The organism is Pseudonocardia sp. (genome assembly GCF_050250275.1).
Lineage (GTDB): Bacteria > Actinomycetota > Actinomycetes > Mycobacteriales > Pseudonocardiaceae > Pseudonocardia.
In genome coordinates, this window is sequence record NZ_JBFWOY010000004.1 from 246392 (window position 1) to 265211 (window position 18820).

Consider the following 18820-nt stretch of genomic DNA (forward strand, 5'->3'; position numbering starts at 1 on the left):
GAGCGTCAGCAGACCGCGCTGGTGACACGCCGGGTGTGGGTGGCGGCCGGCGAGCGTGCCGTGAGCGCTCGGCGGCGAGGCCGGTGACGCGCCCCGGGTGCGCGGCGCCCGCCGACCAACGTGTCGTGAGCGTCCGCGAAGGGCGCTGGTGACACGCCGGGTGTGGCGGCGGCCGGCGAGCGTGTCCTGAGCGCTCACCGGGGACGCTCTTGACACGCCGGGTGCCACGCCCGCTGGCCAACGTGTCGTGAGCGTCCGCAGACCGCGCTGGTGACACGGCGGGTGGGGGGGTGGTGGCCGGGCGAGCGTGTCGTGAGCGTTCGGCGGGAGCGCTGCTGACACGTTCGACGGCGGGGGCCGGGCGGGGCCGGGCGGGGCCGGGGTGCGGCCACGTGGGCGAGCCGGTGCGGGCGGGCCGGGCGACGGGTTCCCCGAAACGGCCACGGGCGGGGTGGTCGCGCGGATACGGTCCGCGACATGGTCCGCCCGACCGCCCCCGCCCCGGTGCGGACACCCGCCACCCGCGACCAGGCCGACGCCTACCGCTTCGGGGTGCGCCGCGTGGAGGCCGCACTCGTCCGCGGTGACACCGTGCTGCTGCACGAGCAGCTGCGCGCGCAGCGGCGCGCCGCGTTCGCCGGTGTCCTGCTGGCGCTGCTGGTGCTGGGTGGGGTCGCCGCGCACGGGCGGCTCACGTCGGCGACGGACTGGACGCGGGAGAAGCTCGTCGTCGCGACGACGGCGGGGACGATGTTCGCCGTCGTGCCGAACCCGTCGCGGCTCGTCCCCGTCGCGAACCTGGCGGCAGGACGCCTGCTGCTCGCCGTCTACGGGGTCGACGGCGGGTCGACGGCGGTGCCGACACCGGTGGCCGACGCCCAGCTCGCCGGCGCCCCGCGGACCGCCGCGGCGGCGGTGCCCGGCGCGTCCGGCGTGCACCCCGACGGGCCGGGGCCGGCAGGCGGCTGGGCGGTGTGCGACACCGTCGGTTCCTCGGGGCTGGAACGCACGACCGTCGTCGCCGGGGTGGCGCCCGGTGGCCCGGCGGGGACCGGTGCAGCCGTGCTGGCCGAGGGCGCGGGACAGGCGTGGGTGATCGCCGACCACCGGCGCTACCGCGTCGACCCCGGTGACAGGGCCGTGCTCGAGGCCCTCGGTGCCGACCGGCGCGCCGTCCGGCAGGTCGGTGCGGCGCTGCTGGCCTCCATCCCCGAGGGCCCGGAGCTCACCATGGCCTCGCGTGACCGCTCGGGGGACTGGCCGCGCCCGCCAGCACGTTGGGCCGATGCGGTGGCGGAGCCTGTGCTGTGCCGCGTGGCGACACCGGCCGATCCCGCGCATCCGCAGGTCGTCGCGGCCTCGGTCGTGCCCGTCGCGGCGGGTGCGGTCACCGTCGACCTCGCCCAGGGCGACGGGGCCGGGCCGCGAGCCGACGCGGTCGCGCTCGGCGCGGGTGCCGGTGGCCCGGTCCGGCTCGCCTCGGACCCGGCGCGGCTGGCACTGGTCTCGACGACCGGTGTCCTGCACCCGATCACCGACGACCGGACCGCCGAGGCGCTCGGCGTCGGGGATGCTGCGGCCGCGCCGGACTGGGCGCTGCGGCTGCTTCCCGTCGGCCCGGGGCTCGACCTGGACGCCACGACGCGGATGGTGGACGTCCTCGACCGGGTGGGCTGAGCCACTCCCGGGACCGGTGCTGTGAGGGGCACACCGAGGTTTCGCGCGTGGTCGGAACCCGGCGCCCACGGTTGCAGGCGTACTGCAGGGAGGCGCCCGCGCGGGGTCGTCGGGTGGCGCGCGGTGCGCCGGGCCACGGTTGTGGTTCAGCCGGGTCAGGCACGCCTGCGCAGCGACCGGACCGCGAGGGGCAGCGCCGCCGCGCACGCGACGACGATCACGATCGTCGCCCCGGGCGACAGCCTCGGCGCGACGTCGACACGCTCGCCCACACCCGGCAGGGGTGCGGTGGGTCTGGCGGCCGGAGCCGTCGGGGGTGCCACCGCGGGGCCGGTGCCGGCGGTCCCGGCTCCGGCGCTCGGATGCCGGGACAACGCCGCCACGGGGTCGACGACGCCGCGCCCCACCGCGTCCCGCGGCGCACCAGGCAGCGGCCGTGCCGTCGACAGGATGACCTCGACGATCTCGCGGGCGCTCGCGCCGGGCCGCTGCTGGACCAGCAGCGCCGCGGTGCCGGCGACGAACGGCGTCGCGAAGCTGGTGCCCTGCACCGGGACCCGGGTGAACCCCGCGGGCAGCCCCAACGCGGCGAGGCCGGCGCCGGGTGCGGCGATGTCGACCCACGGGCCGCGGACGCCGAACAACGCGGGCACGCCGCGTGCGTCGAGGGCCCCGACGGTGAGCACGTCCTGACCGAGCCAGCCGGGCAGCGCGACCTCCCCGTCGGCGCACGAGCCCTCGCCGACGTTGCCGGCCGCGGCGACCACGACGACGTCGTGGTCGGCGGCGAACCGCAGGGCCGCGCGCAGCGGCGGGGCGGCGTTCTCGGCCTCGGCGGGGGTGACGCAGCCCGCTTCGGACACGTTGACGACGTCGGCACCGGCCCGGACGGCGAGGACGAGGGCGTCGGCGAGTGTCGCGGTGTCCCCGACCCCCGCGCCGGTGCTGCGGAGCGTGAACTTCTGGCTCGACTGCCGGATCGACAGCAGCGTGGCGTCCGGGGCGACGCCGCGGAAACCGTCGTCGCCGCCCGGGGAGCCGGCGAGCAGGCCGGCGACCGCGGTGCCGTGGCCGTCGCAGTCCTCCAGCCCGGACCCGCCGCGGACGTAGTCGCCGACGCCGGTGACCCTTCCGCCGAGCCGCGGGTGCGGGGCGACACCGGTGTCGACGACGGCGATCCGGACGCCGCGACCCGTCGCGAGCCGGTGCGCCGCGTCGAGCCCGAGCGCCGCGACCTGGGGTGCGGGTGCTCGGGGTCCGGGCGCGCCGCCGGTGTCCGCGCACGCGTCGGGTGCCTGCAGCCCTACCACCGGGACGCGGGGCGGGGTGCCCTCGGGCAATGGGTCGTCGACGGCCGGCAGCGGGCCCAGGGCCAGGACCACCGCCGCGGCCAGCGACGCCAGGGTGGTGATCACAGCAGGTGCACCACGGCGAGCAGGCCGGCCGCGGTGACGGCCAGTGGCGCGGCCGCCGCGACCAGCGCGGCCTCGACCATGTCCAGTGCCCGCCGCGCGACGGGCGAGAGTGTGGGCGTGACCGGCCCGGCCGCGCCGAGCGCGACGACCCCGCCGAGCAGGGCGGTGACGGCGATCGCCGCGCCGGCCGTGCCGGACCGGGCGAGGGGCAGCAGCCCGGCCAGGCCGGCGGCCGCGCACGCCCCCGTCAGCACCCGGGTCACGGTCGTGTCGGTCGTCCCGCGGGTGCGCAGCCCGAGAACCGCGGCGACGACCCCGGCGAGGGCTGCCCCCGACCACCCACCCGACGCGGTGTCGGCGGCGAGCCAGGCCGCCCCGGCCGCGACGACGGCGACCCCGCTCGCGGTCCCGGTCAGGTAGCCGCGGGCGAGGTCGGCACGGTCGGCCAGCTCGTCGGGGGTGAGTCCGCAGGCCGGGTCGGCCGATGCCAGGTCGTCGAGGTCGGACGCGACGATCGGGCGTGGCACCCCCGCCAGCCGCAGCGCGCACCGGGGCAGCAGCGGCGCGACCGCCACGGCGGCGGCCGCGACGACGGCCGCGGCCTGCGGGCCGTCCGCGCCGGTGAGCAGGGAGCCGGCCGCGGCGAGCAGTGTCGCCGCGGCCACGGTGACCGCGGTCAGCAGGGCGGGTGCGACGACCCGGACGGCGAGCTGGCCCGCGGCGGCCACGACCCCGGCCGCGGTGGCTGCGAGCAGCACGCCCGCGGCGCCGTCGGGCAGCGCGGCCCAGCCCGCCGCCGCGGCGAGTGGCACCGCGGCCAGCGCGGCGACCCGGGCCTCGTGCAGCCCGGCGTCGTCGGGTGGGCGGCGGCCCGCGACGACCACACCCCCGACGGCCAGCAGCCCGGCGACGACCGCGGCCGGCCACCCCGCGCCAGCTGCGGCGAGGACACCCGCGGCGACGGTCGCGAGCAGCAGCGCGAGACCCGTCCGGACCCCGTCACCCCGGCCCGGCCCGTGCTCGCCGGCCGCGCGGGCGAGCGCGTCGACGGGGTCGTCGAGCACCGGGGGCGGGGGCGCGACCGCGTCGGGTCGGAACTGCAGCAGCTCCCCGTCGAGCAGCCCGAGCGCGGCGAGGGACGAGGCGGGTGGCAGCGCGACGCCTGCCGCCGTCACCAGCCGCCAGGGGGTGGGCGCTGTCGCGGCCGGCGGGCGGCCCAGCAGGTCGAGCAGCAGCGGGACCAGTTCGGCGACCGCAACCCCCGCCGGGAGGGCGACGTCGGCGGTGCGGTGCGGCGCGCACACCGTCACCCGGCACCACGCCGACGTGGTGACGACGGGCGGGTCGGGCTCCGGGCGGCCGGCCCGGGCCGCGGCGGCGCGGCGGGCGGCGGCGAACGGGTCGCCACCCAGCGGCACGGTCGCACCGGGATCGGGCGGGGCCGGGAACGGTGTCACGGGGCACCTCGGTCTTCAGTCCGGGCGCGCCGTTCCGCGTGCAACGCGATTTCCCGAACGGCCGCGCCGAGGGCGGGGTGGCGCCTACTGTCGCCGCGCACCCGGCCCGCCGTGGGCCGTTTCGGAGAAGCCGGTGGCAGATCGTTCGCACCTGAACGCATGCCGCCGCGGGAGGACGGCGCGTGGGCACGATCGGGAAGGCGCGGGCACGTCGCGCCGTGGCGCCGATGCCGGGCGGGGAGCTGCTGCTGGAGCCGCCGCCGGAGCTCGAACGTGTCGTCCCGGGCGGGATGCTCGCGCGGCTGCTCCCGATCGGGATGATCGTGGCGTCGGTACTGATGGTCGCGCTGATGTACAGGCAGAACCCGTCGATGTGGATGTTCGGCGGGATGATGGTGCTGTCCAGTGTCGCGATGCTGGTGTCGGGCACCTCGTCCGGGCAGGGCGGTGCCGCCCGGGCCGCGAGCCTCGACGAGGACCGCCGCGACTATCTGCGCTACCTGGCGGTCCAGCGCGACCGCGTCGTCGCCGTGGCGGCTGCGCAGCGGGCCGCGCTCCTCGGGACCCATCCCGACCCGGCGGCGTGGCCCGACGTCGTCGCCGCGGGCAGGCACTGGGAGCGCGGTCCGGCCGACCCCGACTTCGCCCAGGTCCGCGTCGCGCTCGGGGTGCAACGCCTCGCGACGCGCCTCACCGCGCCCGAGACCGGGCCCGTCGACGGCGTCGAGCCCGTCACCGCCGCTGCCCTGCGGCGATTCCTCGGCCGGCACTCCGTCGTCGTCGGTCTGCCCGTCGCGCTCGACCTCCGCTCCAGCGCGACGGTGTGGCTCGAACGGGTGGGCACCGACCCCGGCCCGGCGCGTGGCCTGGCCCGCGCGATCGTCGCGCAGTTCGTGCTGTGGCACGGCCCCGCGGACGCGGTCGTCGCCGTCGTCGCCGCCGACCCGGCGCCCTGGGACTGGGTGAAGTGGTTGCCGCACAACACCCACGGCCGCACCGTCGACGCGCTCGGGCCGGTCCGGCTCGTCACCTCGGATCCGGAAGAGCTGCGCGGACTGCTCGCGGCCGGGCTCGCGGCGCGACCGCCCGGTCCGGGTCCGGCCGAACCCCACGTGCTGCTCGTCGTCGACGGGGTCGAGGGGCCCGGCCCGTGGGCGGGCGTCGCCGGGGTGACGGTGCTGCGGGTCGGGGCGCCGCCGGGGCGGCGGGCGGCGCCGTCGGTGGTGCGGCTCGCGGTGGGAGCCGGGAGCGTGGGCCGCGTCGCGCCCGACGGGGCGGTCACCCCGATCGGGGTCCCCGACTCGGTCGACCCCGCCGAGGCGACCGCGCTCGCCCGCCGCCTCGCCCGCTTCCGGCCCGCCGGGCCCGTGGCCGCCGACGAGGGCGCACCCGTTGCTGCGCAGGACCTTCCCGCGCTGCTCGGCGTTCCCGGGAGACCGACGCCCACCGACGTGGAGGCCGTCCGCGCGCGGTGGCGACGTACCGCCGCCGACCGGCTGCGGGTGCCACTGGGTGTCGACGAGGACGGCCGGCCGCTGCGGCTCGACCTCAAGGAGTCGGCGCAGGGTGGGTCCGGGCCGCACGGCCTCTGCGTCGGGGCCACGGGCTCCGGCAAGTCCGAGCTGCTCCGCACGCTCGTGCTCGGCCTCGCCACCACGCACAGCCCCGTCGACCTCAACCTCGTGCTCGTCGACTTCAAGGGCGGCGCGACGTTCCTCGGGCTGGCGTCGCTGCCGCACGTCTCGGCCGTCATCACCAACCTCGCCGACGAGCTGACGTTGGTCGACCGGATGGCCGACGCGTTGGCGGGCGAGATCACCCGGCGCCAGGAGCTGCTGCGCGCCGCCGGGAACCTCACCGGGGTCGCCGAGTACGCCGCCGCCCGCGCCGCCCGCCCCGACCTGCCGCCGCTGCCCGCGCTGCTCGTCGTCGTCGACGAGTTCTCCGAGCTGCTCGCGCAGCGGCCCGAGCTGATCGATCTGATGGTCATGATCGGGCGCCTCGGCCGCTCGCTGGGCCTGCACCTGCTCCTCGCCTCGCAGCGGCTGGAGGAGGGGCGGCTGCGTGGGCTGGAGTCGCACCTGTCGTACCGGATCGCGTTGCGCACCTTCTCCGCCGCGGAGTCCCGCGCCGTCCTCGGCGTGCCCGACGCGCACCTGTTGCCGCCCGTCCCCGGCGCGGCGTTCCTGGCCGACGGCACCGGTGAGCTGGTGCGGTTCCGCTCGTCGTACGTGTCCGGGGCGCCGGCCGACGCCCCCGCCGCGCGCGGCCCGGCGCGGCGACCGGTGCTGTTCGGGACGGCGACCGTCCCGGAACCGGCGTCGGACCCCGAACCCGACGACCGCGGCGCGGCCACGGTCCTCGACGGGTTCATCGCCGCCGCCGCCGACCTCGGACCTGCCGCTCACCGGGTGTGGCTGCCGCCGCTGGCCGAGCCGCCGCCGCTGGACGAGCTCATCGCCCCGGAAGGGCCCGCCCCCGCCGGGCCGTGGGCTGTGATCGGTGTCGTCGACCGCCCCTACCAGCAACGACGCGAACCGTTCGTCGTCGACCTGTCCGGCGCGACCGGCAACGTCGCGGTCGTCGGCGGGCCCCGCTCGGGCAAGTCGACCGCCCTCGCGACGCTGGTCCTCGCGCTCGCCCGCACCCACACCCCCGGCCGGCTGGGCGTGTACGCCGTCGACCTCGGTGGCGGCACCCTTGCACAGCTCGCCGGGCTCCCGCACGTCGGCACCGTCGCCGACCGCGGGGACCCGGATCTGGTGCGGCGCACCGTCGCCGAGGTCGCCGGTCTCGTCGCCCGCCGCGAACGGCTGTTCCGCGACGCGGGGCTGACCTCGGTGGAGGTGTTCCGGGCCCGGCGCGCGGCCGGGGAGTTCCCCGGCGAGCCCGCCACCGACGTCCTCCTCGTCGTCGACGGCTGCCTCGCGCTGCGCACGGAGTTCGAGGACGTCGAGGCGCGGCTGCAGACCATCGCCGCCCAGGGGCTCGGGTACGGGGTGCACCTCGTCGTCGGCGTGGGCCGCTGGAGCGAGCTGCGGCCGGCTGTGAAGGAGCTGCTGGGCACGCGGGTCGAGCTGCGTCTGGGCGACCCGGGGGAGTCCGAGGTGGACCGTCGCCGGGCCGCCGCCGTCCCGACCCGGCCCGGGCACTGCCTGGCACCCGACGGTGGAGCGGCGGTCGTCGCAGCGCCCCGGACGTCCACTCAGGACACCGGCGGGCTGGTCGACCTGATCTCGGCCGGGTGTACGGCGCCCGGCGTCCCGCCCGTCCGGACGCTGCCCGACCGCATCGACCGTGCCGACCTCCCCTCCGGCCCGGACGGCCGCCTGCGGCTGGGCCTCGACGAGGACGGCCTCGCGCTCGTGTCCCTCGATCCCGCGTCGGAACCGCACCTGCTCTGCTTCGCCGACGCCGAGAGCGGCAAGACCGGCCTGCTGCGCCTGCTCGCCGCCGAGATCGCCGCCCAGCTGACCCCGGAACAGGCCCGCGTCGTGGTCGTCGACCCCCGACGCGGGCTGCTCGGCGCCGTCCCCGGCGACCACCTCCTCGCCGCGACCTCGACCTCCGACGCCATCGCCGGCGCCGTCCGCGACATCGCCGAGTCGTTGCGCCGCAGGCTCCCCGGACCCGACGTCACCGCCCGCGAGCTGCGCCGGCGCAGCTGGTGGACCGGCCCCGACGTGTGGTTGCTCGTCGACGACTACGACCTCGTCGCCCCGACCGGGTCCGGTGCACCGCACCCGCTGCTGCCGCTCGCCGAGTTCCTCCCGCAGGCCAAGGACGTCGGCCTGCACGTGGTGCTCGCCCGCCGCTGCGGCGGTGCCGGGCGCGCCCTCTACGACCCGGTGCTCGGGCGGCTGCGTGAGCTCGGCACGCCAGGGCTGGTGATGAACGGCAGCCCCGAGGAGGGCGCGCTCGTCGACACCGTGAAGCCGACGGCGATGCCAGCCGGGCGGGCGATGCTCGTCGACCGCCGCCGCGGGGCCCGCCGCGTGCAGCTCGCCTGGCTCGCGCCGGAGACCGACGCGTGAGCGACCGCGTCGCGGTGCACCCCGGCGCGACGACGACCCGGGTCGCCGTCGCCGACCCGCAGCCGCGGCTCGTCGCCGAGCTGCCCGGGCACGTGTCCCCCGACGTCGCGGTGGCCCTGTTGTTCGGGCGGCCCGTGACGCCGACGGTGGTCGGGCCGGGCGGGGTGCCCGCCGCGGTGGCGGTCGGTGGGGCGCCGCGCCGCGTGGTCGTCGAGGTCTCGTCCGTGCGGGTCGAGGTGTCCGTCGTGGACGGAGGCCGGGTCGTCGCCACCGGCACGCCGGCGCGGGTCGCCGGCGCCGACCCGGCGACGCGGGTCGTCGACGCCGTCGTCGCGCTCGCTCGGGAGCACGCCGTCGAGGAGGTGGTGCTCGTCGGCCCGGACCCGGGGCTCGCCACACTGCTCGACGCCGCCGACGTGTCAGCGGTGCAGGTCCCCGCCACGGCAGCCGTCCTCGGCGCGGCGGCGTCCGCGGAGCAGGGGCCGTCCGGGTCCGGTGTGGACGCCGTGCCGACGCTGCTCCCGGAGCCGCGGTCCCGGCGGTCCCTCGTCGTGCTCGCGGGTGTCCTGCTGGTGGCGCTCGGCGTCGCCGCGACCCTCCTGCCACCCGCGCAGGCGGCCCGCACCGGATCTCCCGGGCAGCTCGTCCAGTACGGCTACCGGTTCACGCTCCCCGACGGCTGGGCCCACACGGGGGCGCTGCCCGAGCGGCGACGGACCGTCGTCACCCCGGCAGCGGCGCCCGACGGCATCGAGCTCGTCGCCGTCGAGCGCGCCGACCTCGGCTACGACGGGGGCCTGGAACCCGCGCGGGCCGCCGCCGACCTGCGTGTCGTCTACGACCGCGCCCTCGCCGCGGGCGAGCGCCTCGCCGGGTTCGCGGCGGGCCGCGCCGGGGGCCGCGACGTCCACACCTACGGGCAGCCGCTCGCCGACGGGGCCACCGTGGACTGGACGGTCGTGTTCGACGGCACCGCCCAGCTCAGCGTGGGCTGCCGGCACGGCCCGGTCCCGTCGCCCGCGCTGACGACGGCGTGCGAGCGTGTCGTGGCGTCGGTCACGCGGGCCTGAGCAGGCGCAGCGCGCAGGATGGACGGCGTGGAACGTCTCGATCCCGTCGTGCTCCACGTGCAGGTGCACGACTACACCGACCCGGTCGTCGCGGAGCTGGTCGAGGAGGTGCAGGGCGAGTACGTCCTGCGCTACGGCGACCGTGACCGCACGCCCGTCGATCCGGCCGAGTTCCGGCTGCCACACGGGTTCGTGCTGGTCGGCCGGTGCGACGGCGTGGTGGTGGGCTCGGTCGCGATGCGCGCCGCCGCGGAACCGGGCGCGGCGGAGATGAAGCGGCTCTACGTCCGCGCGTCCCACCGCAGGCGCGGTCTGGCCCGGCTGCTGCTGCACGCCGCCGAGGACCGTGCCCGCGAGGCCGGGTACACCCGCATCGTGCTCGAGACCGGTGTCCGGCAACCGGAGGCCATCGCCCTGTACGAGGCCGAGGGTTACACACCGGTCGCCGGGTTCGGGTACTACGCCGACATGCCGTCGAGCCGCTACTTCGGCCTGGACCTGACCGGTGGCCGTTCGCGCCGGTGAACGGCTTCGCCGAACGGCCACGCCGACCCTGCCGGTCCTGCGACGGTGGGCGCCCCACGGAAGGAAGGGCGCACACATGTCAGGTGGATACGGGACCAGTACCGCGGAGATGCAGCGGGCCGGACGGCACGTCCTGGAGGTGAACGAGCAGGTGCAGGCCGACCTGTCGGCACTGCGCAACGGGTTGCTGCCGCTGGCCGGTGCGTGGCGGGGTGAGGCCTCGACGGCGTTCACCGGGCTGATGGCCCGCTGGGACGCCGACGCACGCAAGCTGGGGGAGGCGCTGCAGGCGATCGGTACGGCCGTGCAGGGCTCGGCCGCGGCCTACCAGCGCCAGGAGGACGAGCAGGCCGCGGGCCTGTCCGCGATCCGGTCGGCACTGGGCTGACGGGGGCGACGATGTCAGAGATCAAGGTCGCCTTCGGTGAGCTGGGCGCGGCCCAGCAGAACGTGGCGAGCACCGCGCAGCGCATCAGCGCCACACTCGACGAGCTGAGGAGGTTCCTCGCGCCGATGGCCGCGACGTGGGACGGGCAGGCTGCGACCGACTACCGGGCGCGGCAGCGACAGTGGGACACCGCTGCGGCGGACCTCGCGTCGGTCCTGAGCCGCATCGGGGTCGCGCTCGGGGCCGCGAACGACAACTATCAGCAGGTGGAGCAGGCGAACGCGCGCCGTTGGCAGTGACCACGAACGGTCCGCGGGTACCCGTCGCACGACGGGGAGGGGGGCGTTTTGACCCTCCTCGAAGGCGGCGGGTACCCTCGACAATCGATGTGCGGCGGGCGAGCCGTCGCCGTTCCGGTCCAGGAGCGGTGCGCTCGCCCCCCGGGGTAGCCCTCAGGTCAGCCGCACCCAGCGACGACAGGCATCCCGAGCCGAGAACGACGAGGTACATCCGTGTCCACGTACAGCCCGAAGCCCGGCGAGATCACGCGCGCCTGGCACGTGATCGACGCCAGCGACGTCGTCCTCGGCCGGCTCGCCACGCACGCCGCGACGCTGCTGCGGGGCAAGCACAAGCCCACGTATGCGCCGCACATGGACACCGGCGACTTCGTCATCATCGTCAACGCCGAGAAGATCGCCGTCTCCGGCAACAAGCGCGAGGACAAGTTCGTCTACCGCCACTCGGGCTTCCCGGGCGGCCTCAAGCAGCGCTCGGTCGGCGAGATGATCGAGAAGCACCCGGACCGGCTGGTCGAGAAGGCCATCAAGGGCATGCTGCCCAAGAACCGCCTGGGCCGCGCCATGGCCAAGAAGCTGAAGGTCTACGCCGGGCCGTCGCACCCGCACAGCGCGCAGAAGCCGCAGGCCTTCGAGATCACCCAGGTCGCGCAGTGACCGACCCGAGCAACGAAGAGGGACAGCACGTGACCAGCCCTGAGTCCGAGGGCGTCGACGAGACCGTCGCCGCCGAGGAGACCCCCGTCGTCGACGCCGCCGACGAGGCCGTCGCCGAGGAGACCGCTGTCGACGAGGCCGCCGAGGAGACCGCAGTCGACGAGGCCGTCGCGGAGGACGCCGCCGTCGCCGAGGACTTCGCCGCCGACGACGACTTCGCGGCCGACGAGTCCTTCACCGCCGACACCGCCGTCCTGATCGACCGGCCCATCCAGACCGTCGGCCGCCGCAAGGAGGCTGTCGTCCGGGTGCGCCTCGTCGCCGGGTCGGGCCAGTTCACCCTCAACGGCAAGCCGCTCGAGGTGTACTTCCCGAACAAGCTGCACCAGCAGCTGATCCGGGAGCCGCTCGTCACCGTCGAGAAGACCGAGCGCTTCGACATCTTCGCCAACCTGCACGGTGGCGGCATCTCCGGCCAGGCCGGTGCGCTGCGCCTCGCGATCGCGCGAGCGCTGATCGAGGCCGACTCCGAGGACCGCCCGCCGCTGAAGAAGGCCGGCTTCCTCACCCGTGACGCCCGTGCCACCGAGCGCAAGAAGTACGGCCTCAAGAAGGCCCGCAAGGCGCCTCAGTACAGCAAGCGCTGACGTATACCCGGATGCGTCGTCTCTTCGGAACCGACGGCGTCCGGGGCCTGGCCAACGGCGAGCTCCTCACCCCGGAGCTCGCCGTGGCTGTGTCGGCCTCGGCCGCCCGCGTCCTCGCCGCCCACGACCGGTCGCACCGGCCGGTCGCCGTCGTGGGCCGGGATCCCCGGGCCAGCGGTGAGATGCTCGAGGCCGCGGTCGTCGCGGGCCTCACGTCCGCGGGCGCCGACGCCGTGCGCGTCGGTGTCGTGCCGACCCCCGCGGTCGCGCACCTGGTCGCGGAGCAGGGTGCCGACCTCGGCGTCATGATCTCCGCGTCGCACAACCCGATGCCCGACAACGGCATCAAGCTGTTCGGGGCGGGCGGGCACAAGCTGCCCGACGAGGTCGAGCTGGAGGTCGAGGCGGGGCTGACCCCGCCGGCGACCCGGCCGACCGGTGCCGCCGTCGGCCGCGTGCGCGATCTGCCCGACGCGATCGCCCGCTACGGCGCGCATCTCGTCGCCGCCACCCCGGTCTCGCTGGCCGGGCTCCGCGTCGTCGTCGACTGTGCCCACGGTGCTGCCTCGGTGGCCGCCCCGGAGGCGTACGCCAAGGCGGGCGCCGACGTCGTCGCGATCAACGCCGCCCCCGACGGCCTCAACATCAACGACGGTGTGGGCTCGACCCACCTCGGCCCGCTCCGGGAGGCCGTCGTCGCGCACGGCGCCGACCTGGGCATCGCCCATGACGGCGACGCGGACCGCTGCCTCGCCGTCGACGCCCGTGGCAACGACGTCGACGGCGACCACATCATGGCGGTCCTCGCGGTCGCGATGCGCGACGCGGGCGAGCTGGTCGACGACACGCTCGTCGCGACCGTCATGAGCAACCTCGGGCTGCACCTGGCGATGCGTGCGCAGGGCATCACGCTGCGCACCACCGGCGTCGGCGACCGCTACGTCCTCGAGGACCTGCGCGCGGGCGGGTACAGCCTGGGCGGCGAGCAGTCGGGGCACGTCGTGCTGCCCGGCCACGCCACCACCGGCGACGGCCTGCTCACCGCGATGCGGTTGATGGCCCGGATGGTGTCGACCGGGTCGTCACTCGCCGAGCTGGCCGGTGTCATGACGTCCCTGCCGCAGGTTCTGGTGAACGTGCCCGTCGGCGACAAGGCCATGGTCGCGGCGTCCGGGTCGGTGCGGGACGCGGTGGCGCGGGCCGAGGCGGCACTGGGCGACACCGGGCGGGTGCTGCTGCGCCCGTCGGGCACCGAGCAACTGGTGCGGGTGATGGTCGAGGCCCCGACCGCCGACACCGCGGAGCGCACCGCCGCCGCACTGGCCGAGGTCGTCGCCGCCGCATCCTGAGCGTTCGCGTCCGCGACCGGTTCCCGCTGTTCGGGTCCGCCGCGGGCGTGGGCGGGCGAGGATCGCCGCCATGGCGGACGTCCACCGGGATCCCGAACGGCTGCGCGCCCATGCCCGTCGCGCCGAGGCGCTGGCCGAGGCGCTGGCGCGGCCCCGGCGGGAGGCGGAGCGGGCGCGGCCCGGCGACCGCGCCGAGCTCGACCGGATCGCCGGTGGCGTCGGCACGGTGGCCCACCGGCTGGCCGCGCTCGCCGCAGAGCTCCGTGCCGCCGCGGGGGCCGCGGAGGAGGCCGACCGGGTGCAGCGCGACGTCGTCGTCCGGCTCATGGGCGACTCGCCGATCGTCGACGCCCTCGCCGGCCGGGCGAGGTGACGACGCCGGAACCCGGCGCGGTCGCCGGTCAGCTCGACGAGGCCGCCGGGCTGCTCGGCGTGTACGCCGGGGAGCTGCGCGCGGCACTGACGTCGGTGCGGGCCCTCGTCGCCGACGTCGCCGCCGACTGGTCCGATCCGACGGGAGCGGCCTGGGTCGACCGGGCCGACCTGCTGCGCCGCGACCTGGACCGGCACGCCGACGACGCCGCCGACCTCGCGGCCCGCGCGAGCCGGGCCGCCGCCGACGTGTCGCGCCCGGCGACGGATCCCGCGGCCGGGCCGATGCCGGCCGGGCCGGTGCCGAGCGGGTCGATGCCGGCCGGGTCGGTGCCGAGCGGGTCGGTGCCGGCCGGGCCGGTGCTGGCCGGGACCGAAACCCGCCGGGTGCTGCCCGGGACGGGGATGCGGATCGCGACCCTGCCCGGGGCCTGACCCGCCGGCGCGTCAGGGGGTGCGGACCAGCAGCTCCGTGCCCGGGACCTTCCCGTCGACCAGGACGTCCACGCGGTCCTCGTCGCACAGGTGGTGCAGCAGGAACGCCGTCAGCAGCGCTGTCGCCAGCCGTCGTGACCTGCCGTCCTTGCTCGTGGCCAGCAGCAGGTCGGTCCAGTGGACGCCTTCGAGGAACGCGGTGTGCCCTGCCTTGGGCAGGGTCCGCACCGTCACCGGGCCGCCCGCGGCCTGCGTGATCGGCTCCGCGTGCCCGCCGGGCGGGGTGACCGTGTCCTGGCCGGCGACGACGTGCAGCGTCGGCACCGTGATCGCCCTCGCCGCCTCGACCGCCGACGGCTTGGTCTGCGCGGGGGCCAGGGTGACGACGGCCGCCGCCCGCGGGTGCGTGGCCGCTGCCAGCAGCGCCGCACCGCCCCCGATCCCGTGGCCCGCGAACGCCATCCGGCGGCTGTCGACGCTGATGTGCCCGTCGCCGAGCCGGACCCCGGCGCAGGTGTCGAGCGCGGTGCGCAGGTCGGCGGAGAAGCGGGCGTGGCTGGCGAACGGACCGCGGTGCGACGACGGCGCCGCCACCACGAACCCCCACGACGCCAGGTGGCGCAGCAGCTCGGTGTAGCGGGTGGCCGGCTGGAGCCAGTCGTGCCCGAACGCGACCGCGGGCAGCCCCAGGCCCTGGGCCGGGGCGAACACCACGCCGGGCACGCCGACGAGGCCGAGGTCGCCCCGCAGTACCGCGTTGGGCCCGGGGCGCGACAGCTGCGCGACGGCGTCCTTCGCGCCGCGGGTCGGCTCGGGCCGGGTGAACGTGCTGGTCCGCGTCACCGCAGCACGGTACCGCCGACGATCACCGCCCGCCCACTCCGGGCGTTCCCCGACCGGGGGCGCGGCGCGCGCGGCGCGAGCGGGGTGCCGCTGCGACGCCGAACCGTCATGGTCGCCTCCGGTGAGGGTGGTGCCAGTACCCCTGTTCCCGAAGCTGATCATCTCTACGGTTCCTCGGGACGGGCCGTGGTGGCCCGCGACGACGAGGAGATCACGATGACGTCCAGGCTGGTCCGCATTCTCGCCGCGACGGGCACGGCGGCGGCCGTGGTCCTGGGCCTGAGCGCCTGCGGCGTGAGCGTCGCGAAGGCCGACCTCGCGCAGTCGGTCACCGCAAAGCTCTCCGAGCAGCAGGTCGACGCCAGGAACATGACGTGCCCCGACGACCTCAAGGGGGAGAAGGGCGCGTCGGTCACCTGCCAGTACACGACGGTCGACGGCCAGCCGGTCGACGTGGTCGTCACCGTCGACGCGGTCGACGGCTCGACGGTCAACTACACCGCGAAGCCGAAGGCGCGCCCGCTGGTGCCTGCGGTACTGGCGAAGTCGGTGACCTCCGACCTGGCGAAGCAGAACGTGCAGGCGGCCGACCTGAGCTGCCCGTCGGAGCTGCAGCCGCAGAACGGCCAGTCGATCGAGTGCTCCTTCACCGCGGGCGGCCAGCCCGTCGGCGCGAAGGTCACGGTGACCGGGGTGCAGGACGCGAACGTCGACTACGACGTCGAGCTCGTCGCCCGCCCGGTCGCGAAGGACCTGCTGCAGAAGACCCTCACCGAGCAGATCGGCCAGGCGGCCGGCGTGACCGTCCAGTCCACGACCTGCACCGACGACCTCCGGCCGGAGGTCGGCTCGCGGTCGACGTGCACCGTCGTCGCCCCTGGTGAGGAGGTCGCGTTCGACGTGACCGTCACGGCGGTCGAGCAGGGCCTGGTCAAGTTCAGCTGGGTTCCGCAGGCCTGACCTCTTCCGTTCCACGGTGCGGCCCGGCGTCCTGCGCCGGGCCGCACTACGTTGCGGGACGTGAGAGGCGTCTTCACCGCGCAGCAGGTCCGCGACACCGAGCGCGTCCTGATCGACCGGCTCCCCGAGGGCGCGCTGATGCGCCGGGCGGCGTTCGGGCTGGCCGTGCACCTCGTCCGCATCCTGCGCGAGCGGGTGGGACGCGTCTCGGGTGCGCGGGTGGTGCTGCTCGTCGGCGCCGGGGACAACGGCGGCGACGCGCTGTGGGCGGGCGCCGAGCTGCGTCGCCGGGGCGTGGCGGTGACCGCGGTGCTGCTGGCCCCCGACCGTGCGCATCCGGGCGGGCTGGCGGCGTTGCGGCGGGCCGGGGGGCGGGCGGTGTCCGAGGGTGCGGGCCTCGTCGAGGGGGCGGATCTGGTCGTCGACGGGATCGTCGGCATCTCGGGGCGGGGTGCGTTGCGCGGTCCGGCGCCGGCTCTGGTCGCCGAGGCCGCCGCCGCGGGTGTGCCGGTGGTGGCGGTCGACCTGCCCAGTGGCGTCGACACCGACACGGGTGCCGTCGTGGGCCCTGCCGTCACCGCGGCGGAGACGGTGACGTTCGGGGCGCTCAAGCCGGTGCACGTGCTGGCGGCGGCGCGCTGCGGGGCGGTGCACCTCGTCGACATCGGGCTCGGCCCGCTGCTCCCGGAACCGTACGCACGTGTCCTCGACGACGCCGACGTCGCCGCCGGCTGGCCCCTGCCCGGTCCGGCCGACGACAAGTACACCCAGGGTGTCACCGGGATCGCGGCGGGATCGTCGACGTATCCGGGTGCCGCGGTGCTGGCCACCGGCGCCGCCGTGCTGGCGACGAGCGGCATGGTGCGCTACGCGGGTTCGGCGGCCGACGGGGTGCGCGCACGCCGGCCCGAGGTCGTCGCCACCGACGCGCTGGGTGCCGCGGGCCGGGTCCAGGCCTGGACGGTGGGCCCCGGCCTGGGTACCGGCGCGGCCGGTCGTGACGTTCTCGCCGCGGTGATCGCCCAGGACGTCCCGCTGTGTGTCGACGCGGACGCCGTCACGCTGCTCGGGCAGCACGCCGAGCTGCGGGCCGCGGTGCGTGGCCGCCCGGTGATCGTCACGCCGCACGACCGGGAGTTCGCCCGGGTCGCGGGCGAGGTGGGTGCGGACCGGATCGGCGCCGCCCGCCGCGCCGCCGCCGAGCTCGGGGTGGCGGTGCTGCTCAAGGGCAACGCCACGGTCGTCGCCGATCCGGGGGGCGCGGTGTTCGTGCACCCGTCGGCGGCGTCGTGGGCGGCGACGGCGGGCTCGGGTGACGTGTTGTCGGGCATCGTCGGGGCGCTGCTGGCGGCGGGTCGTGAGCCGGTGTGGGCCGGGGCGGCGGCGACGCACGTGCACGGCCTCGCGGCGTCGCTGGCCGCGCGTGGCGCTCCGGCTCCGGCGTCGGAGATCGAGGCCCACATCCCCGACGCACTACGGAGCCTGACCGCGGGCAGCGACTGATCGCGCGCAACCTCACTGCTCGCCCGGCGCCTGCCGGCGACCGTGAGGTTGCGCGCGGTCGTTCGGCGCGCGCGGACCCGGGTCAGGCGGCCACGCGTGACCCGGCGAGGGCCTTGCCGGCCTCCCGGGCCGAGGCGACGGCCCCCTGGTGCATGTCGGCGGCGAGGTCGGCGAAGTCGTCGAGGGCGGGGTTGACCCCGACGAGGGTGAACTCGCGCTCGACGACGGTGAGGTCGCCACCCCAGACGTCGGCGAGGATGCGACGCAGGTAGCCGGTGGAGTGGTCCCAGCCCTCGCGGGGGGTGCCGCCGCCGTAGGCCCCGCCGCGCACGGTGCAGAGGACGACGGGCTTGCCGGCGAGCAGCGGGTCGGAGCCGGGGGCAGCGCGGCGGTCGGTGAGGATCAGGTCCATCCAGGTCTTGACGTGCTGGGACACGCCGAAGTTGTAGAGCGGGACGGCGACGAGGACGGCGTCGGCGGCGAGGAGCTCGTCGACGAGCCGGGCGGCGAGGGCGGCGGCGGCACGTTGCTCGGGGGTGTGGTCCTCGGCGGGGACGGCCCCGGCGGCGAGGGCGTGGCCCCAGGCGTCGGCGGGCAGCACGTCGACACCGATGTGGCGGCGTTCGATGGTGTCGCCGGGGTGGGCGGCGAGCCATTCGGCCTCGACGATGTCGGCGATCTCGCGGCTGGCCGATCCCTCGGTGCGGATGCTGGCGTCGAGGCGGAACAGGGTCATGCGGAACTCCCGGGTCGATACTTCAAGGTTGAACTTAGAATGCATTACTTCACCCTTGAAGTCAACCTGGGTCTCGTACGCTTCCCCCATGGCCGCCCGCCCCGCTGCCACGCCGCGCTGGCTCACCGACGCCGAGCAGCAGGCGTGGATCGCCGTCGCACAGCTCGTCCTGCAACTGCCCGGCGCGCTCGACGCCCAGCTCCAACGCGACTCGGGGGTCAACCTGTTCGAGTACCTCACCCTCAGCCGGCTCTCGATGGCGCCGGACCGGCTGCTGCGGATGAGCGCCCTCGCCGAGCTGACGGGCGGCTCACTGTCACGGCTGTCCAACGTCGTCAAGCGGCTCGAGCAACGCGGGTTCGTCCGGCGTGAGCCCGACCCCTGCTGGATCTGCCGGCTGCGCTGCTTCCGTCGGGAGTTGCGTGTCACTGAGGACTCCGTCCACACCGCGTC

The 18820-nt window shown here is 76.5% G+C and carries 18 protein-coding genes; 14 read left to right on the top strand and 4 right to left on the bottom strand.

The annotated features are described in order from the left end of the window. The first annotated feature begins 477 nt into the window (after positions 1 to 477). Positions 478 to 1677 (top strand): type VII secretion protein EccB, encoded by a 1200-nt coding sequence (locus AB7F12_RS06455; protein ID WP_428496909.1) that lies wholly within the window; start codon positions 478 to 480, stop codon positions 1675 to 1677. Positions 1678 to 1832: 155 nt separating this feature from the next. Here AB7F12_RS06455 and mycP read toward each other — a convergent pair whose 3' ends face one another. Together mycP and eccD are read right to left on the bottom strand one after the other, a co-directional pair. Next, entirely contained in the window at positions 1833 to 3092 is a 1260-nt protein-coding gene (gene mycP, locus AB7F12_RS06460; protein ID WP_428496910.1) for a type VII secretion-associated serine protease mycosin, read from the bottom strand. After that, positions 3089 to 4549 (bottom strand): type VII secretion integral membrane protein EccD, encoded by a 1461-nt coding sequence (gene eccD, locus AB7F12_RS06465; RefSeq protein WP_428496911.1) that lies wholly within the window; start codon positions 4547 to 4549, stop codon positions 3089 to 3091. Before eccD ends, mycP begins: the two co-directional genes overlap by 4 nt. A 182-nt stretch (positions 4550 to 4731) precedes the next feature. On the opposite strand from eccD, the gene eccCa reads away from it, so the two are divergent. The 10 genes from eccCa (at position 4732) to AB7F12_RS06515 (ending at position 14325) form a co-directional block, all read left to right on the top strand. Continuing rightward, positions 4732 to 8583, top strand: coding sequence for a type VII secretion protein EccCa (eccCa, locus tag AB7F12_RS06470; RefSeq protein ID WP_428496912.1), 3852 nt, complete (start codon positions 4732 to 4734; stop codon positions 8581 to 8583). Beyond that, positions 8580 to 9653, top strand: coding sequence for a type VII secretion-associated protein (locus AB7F12_RS06475; protein ID WP_428496913.1), 1074 nt, complete (start codon positions 8580 to 8582; stop codon positions 9651 to 9653). The genes eccCa and AB7F12_RS06475 overlap by 4 nt, the downstream gene beginning before the upstream one ends. Positions 9654 to 9680: 27 nt before the next feature. After that, positions 9681 to 10178 carry a GNAT family N-acetyltransferase gene (locus AB7F12_RS06480; RefSeq protein WP_428496914.1) on the top strand — a complete coding sequence of 166 codons (498 nt, stop codon included), beginning with the start codon at positions 9681 to 9683 and terminating at the stop codon, positions 10176 to 10178. Between the two features lie 76 nt (positions 10179 to 10254). Then, positions 10255 to 10566, top strand: a complete 312-nt coding sequence (locus tag AB7F12_RS06485) for a WXG100 family type VII secretion target (RefSeq protein WP_428496915.1) — start codon at positions 10255 to 10257, stop codon at positions 10564 to 10566. A gap of 11 nt (positions 10567 to 10577) precedes the next feature. Next, the gene (locus AB7F12_RS06490) at positions 10578 to 10865 is read left to right on the top strand and encodes a WXG100 family type VII secretion target (RefSeq protein ID WP_428496916.1); all 288 of its coding nucleotides are present in this window, start codon (positions 10578 to 10580) and stop codon (positions 10863 to 10865) included. A gap of 213 nt (positions 10866 to 11078) precedes the next feature. Continuing rightward, a complete protein-coding gene (gene rplM / locus AB7F12_RS06495) occupies positions 11079 to 11522 on the top strand; it encodes a 50S ribosomal protein L13 (RefSeq protein WP_428496917.1) in 444 nt (147 codons plus the stop codon). A gap of 29 nt (positions 11523 to 11551) precedes the next feature. Then, positions 11552 to 12169, top strand: coding sequence for a 30S ribosomal protein S9 (gene rpsI / locus AB7F12_RS06500; protein ID WP_428496918.1), 618 nt, complete (start codon positions 11552 to 11554; stop codon positions 12167 to 12169). Between the two features lie 11 nt (positions 12170 to 12180). Further along, positions 12181 to 13518: a phosphoglucosamine mutase gene (gene glmM, locus AB7F12_RS06505; protein WP_428496919.1), complete on the top strand. Its 1338-nt coding sequence runs from the start codon at positions 12181 to 12183 to the stop codon at positions 13516 to 13518. Positions 13519 to 13588: 70 nt separating this feature from the next. Beyond that, positions 13589 to 13891 carry a hypothetical protein gene (locus AB7F12_RS06510; protein WP_428496920.1) on the top strand — a complete coding sequence of 101 codons (303 nt, stop codon included), beginning with the start codon at positions 13589 to 13591 and terminating at the stop codon, positions 13889 to 13891. Continuing rightward, positions 13888 to 14325 (top strand): hypothetical protein, encoded by a 438-nt coding sequence (locus tag AB7F12_RS06515; protein ID WP_428496921.1) that lies wholly within the window; start codon positions 13888 to 13890, stop codon positions 14323 to 14325. The genes AB7F12_RS06510 and AB7F12_RS06515 overlap by 4 nt, the downstream gene beginning before the upstream one ends. A gap of 12 nt (positions 14326 to 14337) precedes the next feature. Here AB7F12_RS06515 and AB7F12_RS06520 read toward each other — a convergent pair whose 3' ends face one another. Next, on the bottom strand, positions 14338 to 15168 hold the full coding sequence (locus AB7F12_RS06520) for a dienelactone hydrolase family protein (RefSeq protein ID WP_428496922.1): 831 nt from the start codon (positions 15166 to 15168) through the stop codon (positions 14338 to 14340). A gap of 216 nt (positions 15169 to 15384) precedes the next feature. Here AB7F12_RS06520 and AB7F12_RS06525 point away from each other — a divergent pair, with 216 nt between their 5' ends. Continuing rightward, positions 15385 to 16128, top strand: a complete 744-nt coding sequence (locus tag AB7F12_RS06525) for a DUF4333 domain-containing protein (RefSeq protein ID WP_428496923.1) — start codon at positions 15385 to 15387, stop codon at positions 16126 to 16128. Positions 16129 to 16188: 60 nt separating this feature from the next. Then, positions 16189 to 17631: an NAD(P)H-hydrate epimerase gene (locus AB7F12_RS06530; RefSeq protein WP_428496924.1), complete on the top strand. Its 1443-nt coding sequence runs from the start codon at positions 16189 to 16191 to the stop codon at positions 17629 to 17631. A gap of 82 nt (positions 17632 to 17713) precedes the next feature. Here the strand turns inward: AB7F12_RS06530 and AB7F12_RS06535 are convergent, their stop codons facing one another. Next, a complete protein-coding gene (locus AB7F12_RS06535; RefSeq protein WP_428496925.1) occupies positions 17714 to 18367 on the bottom strand; it encodes an FMN-dependent NADH-azoreductase in 654 nt (217 codons plus the stop codon). A gap of 88 nt (positions 18368 to 18455) precedes the next feature. On the opposite strand from AB7F12_RS06535, the gene AB7F12_RS06540 reads away from it, so the two are divergent. Beyond that, on the top strand, positions 18456 to 18820 hold a 365-nt coding region (locus AB7F12_RS06540), incomplete at its 3' end, for a MarR family winged helix-turn-helix transcriptional regulator (protein WP_428517880.1).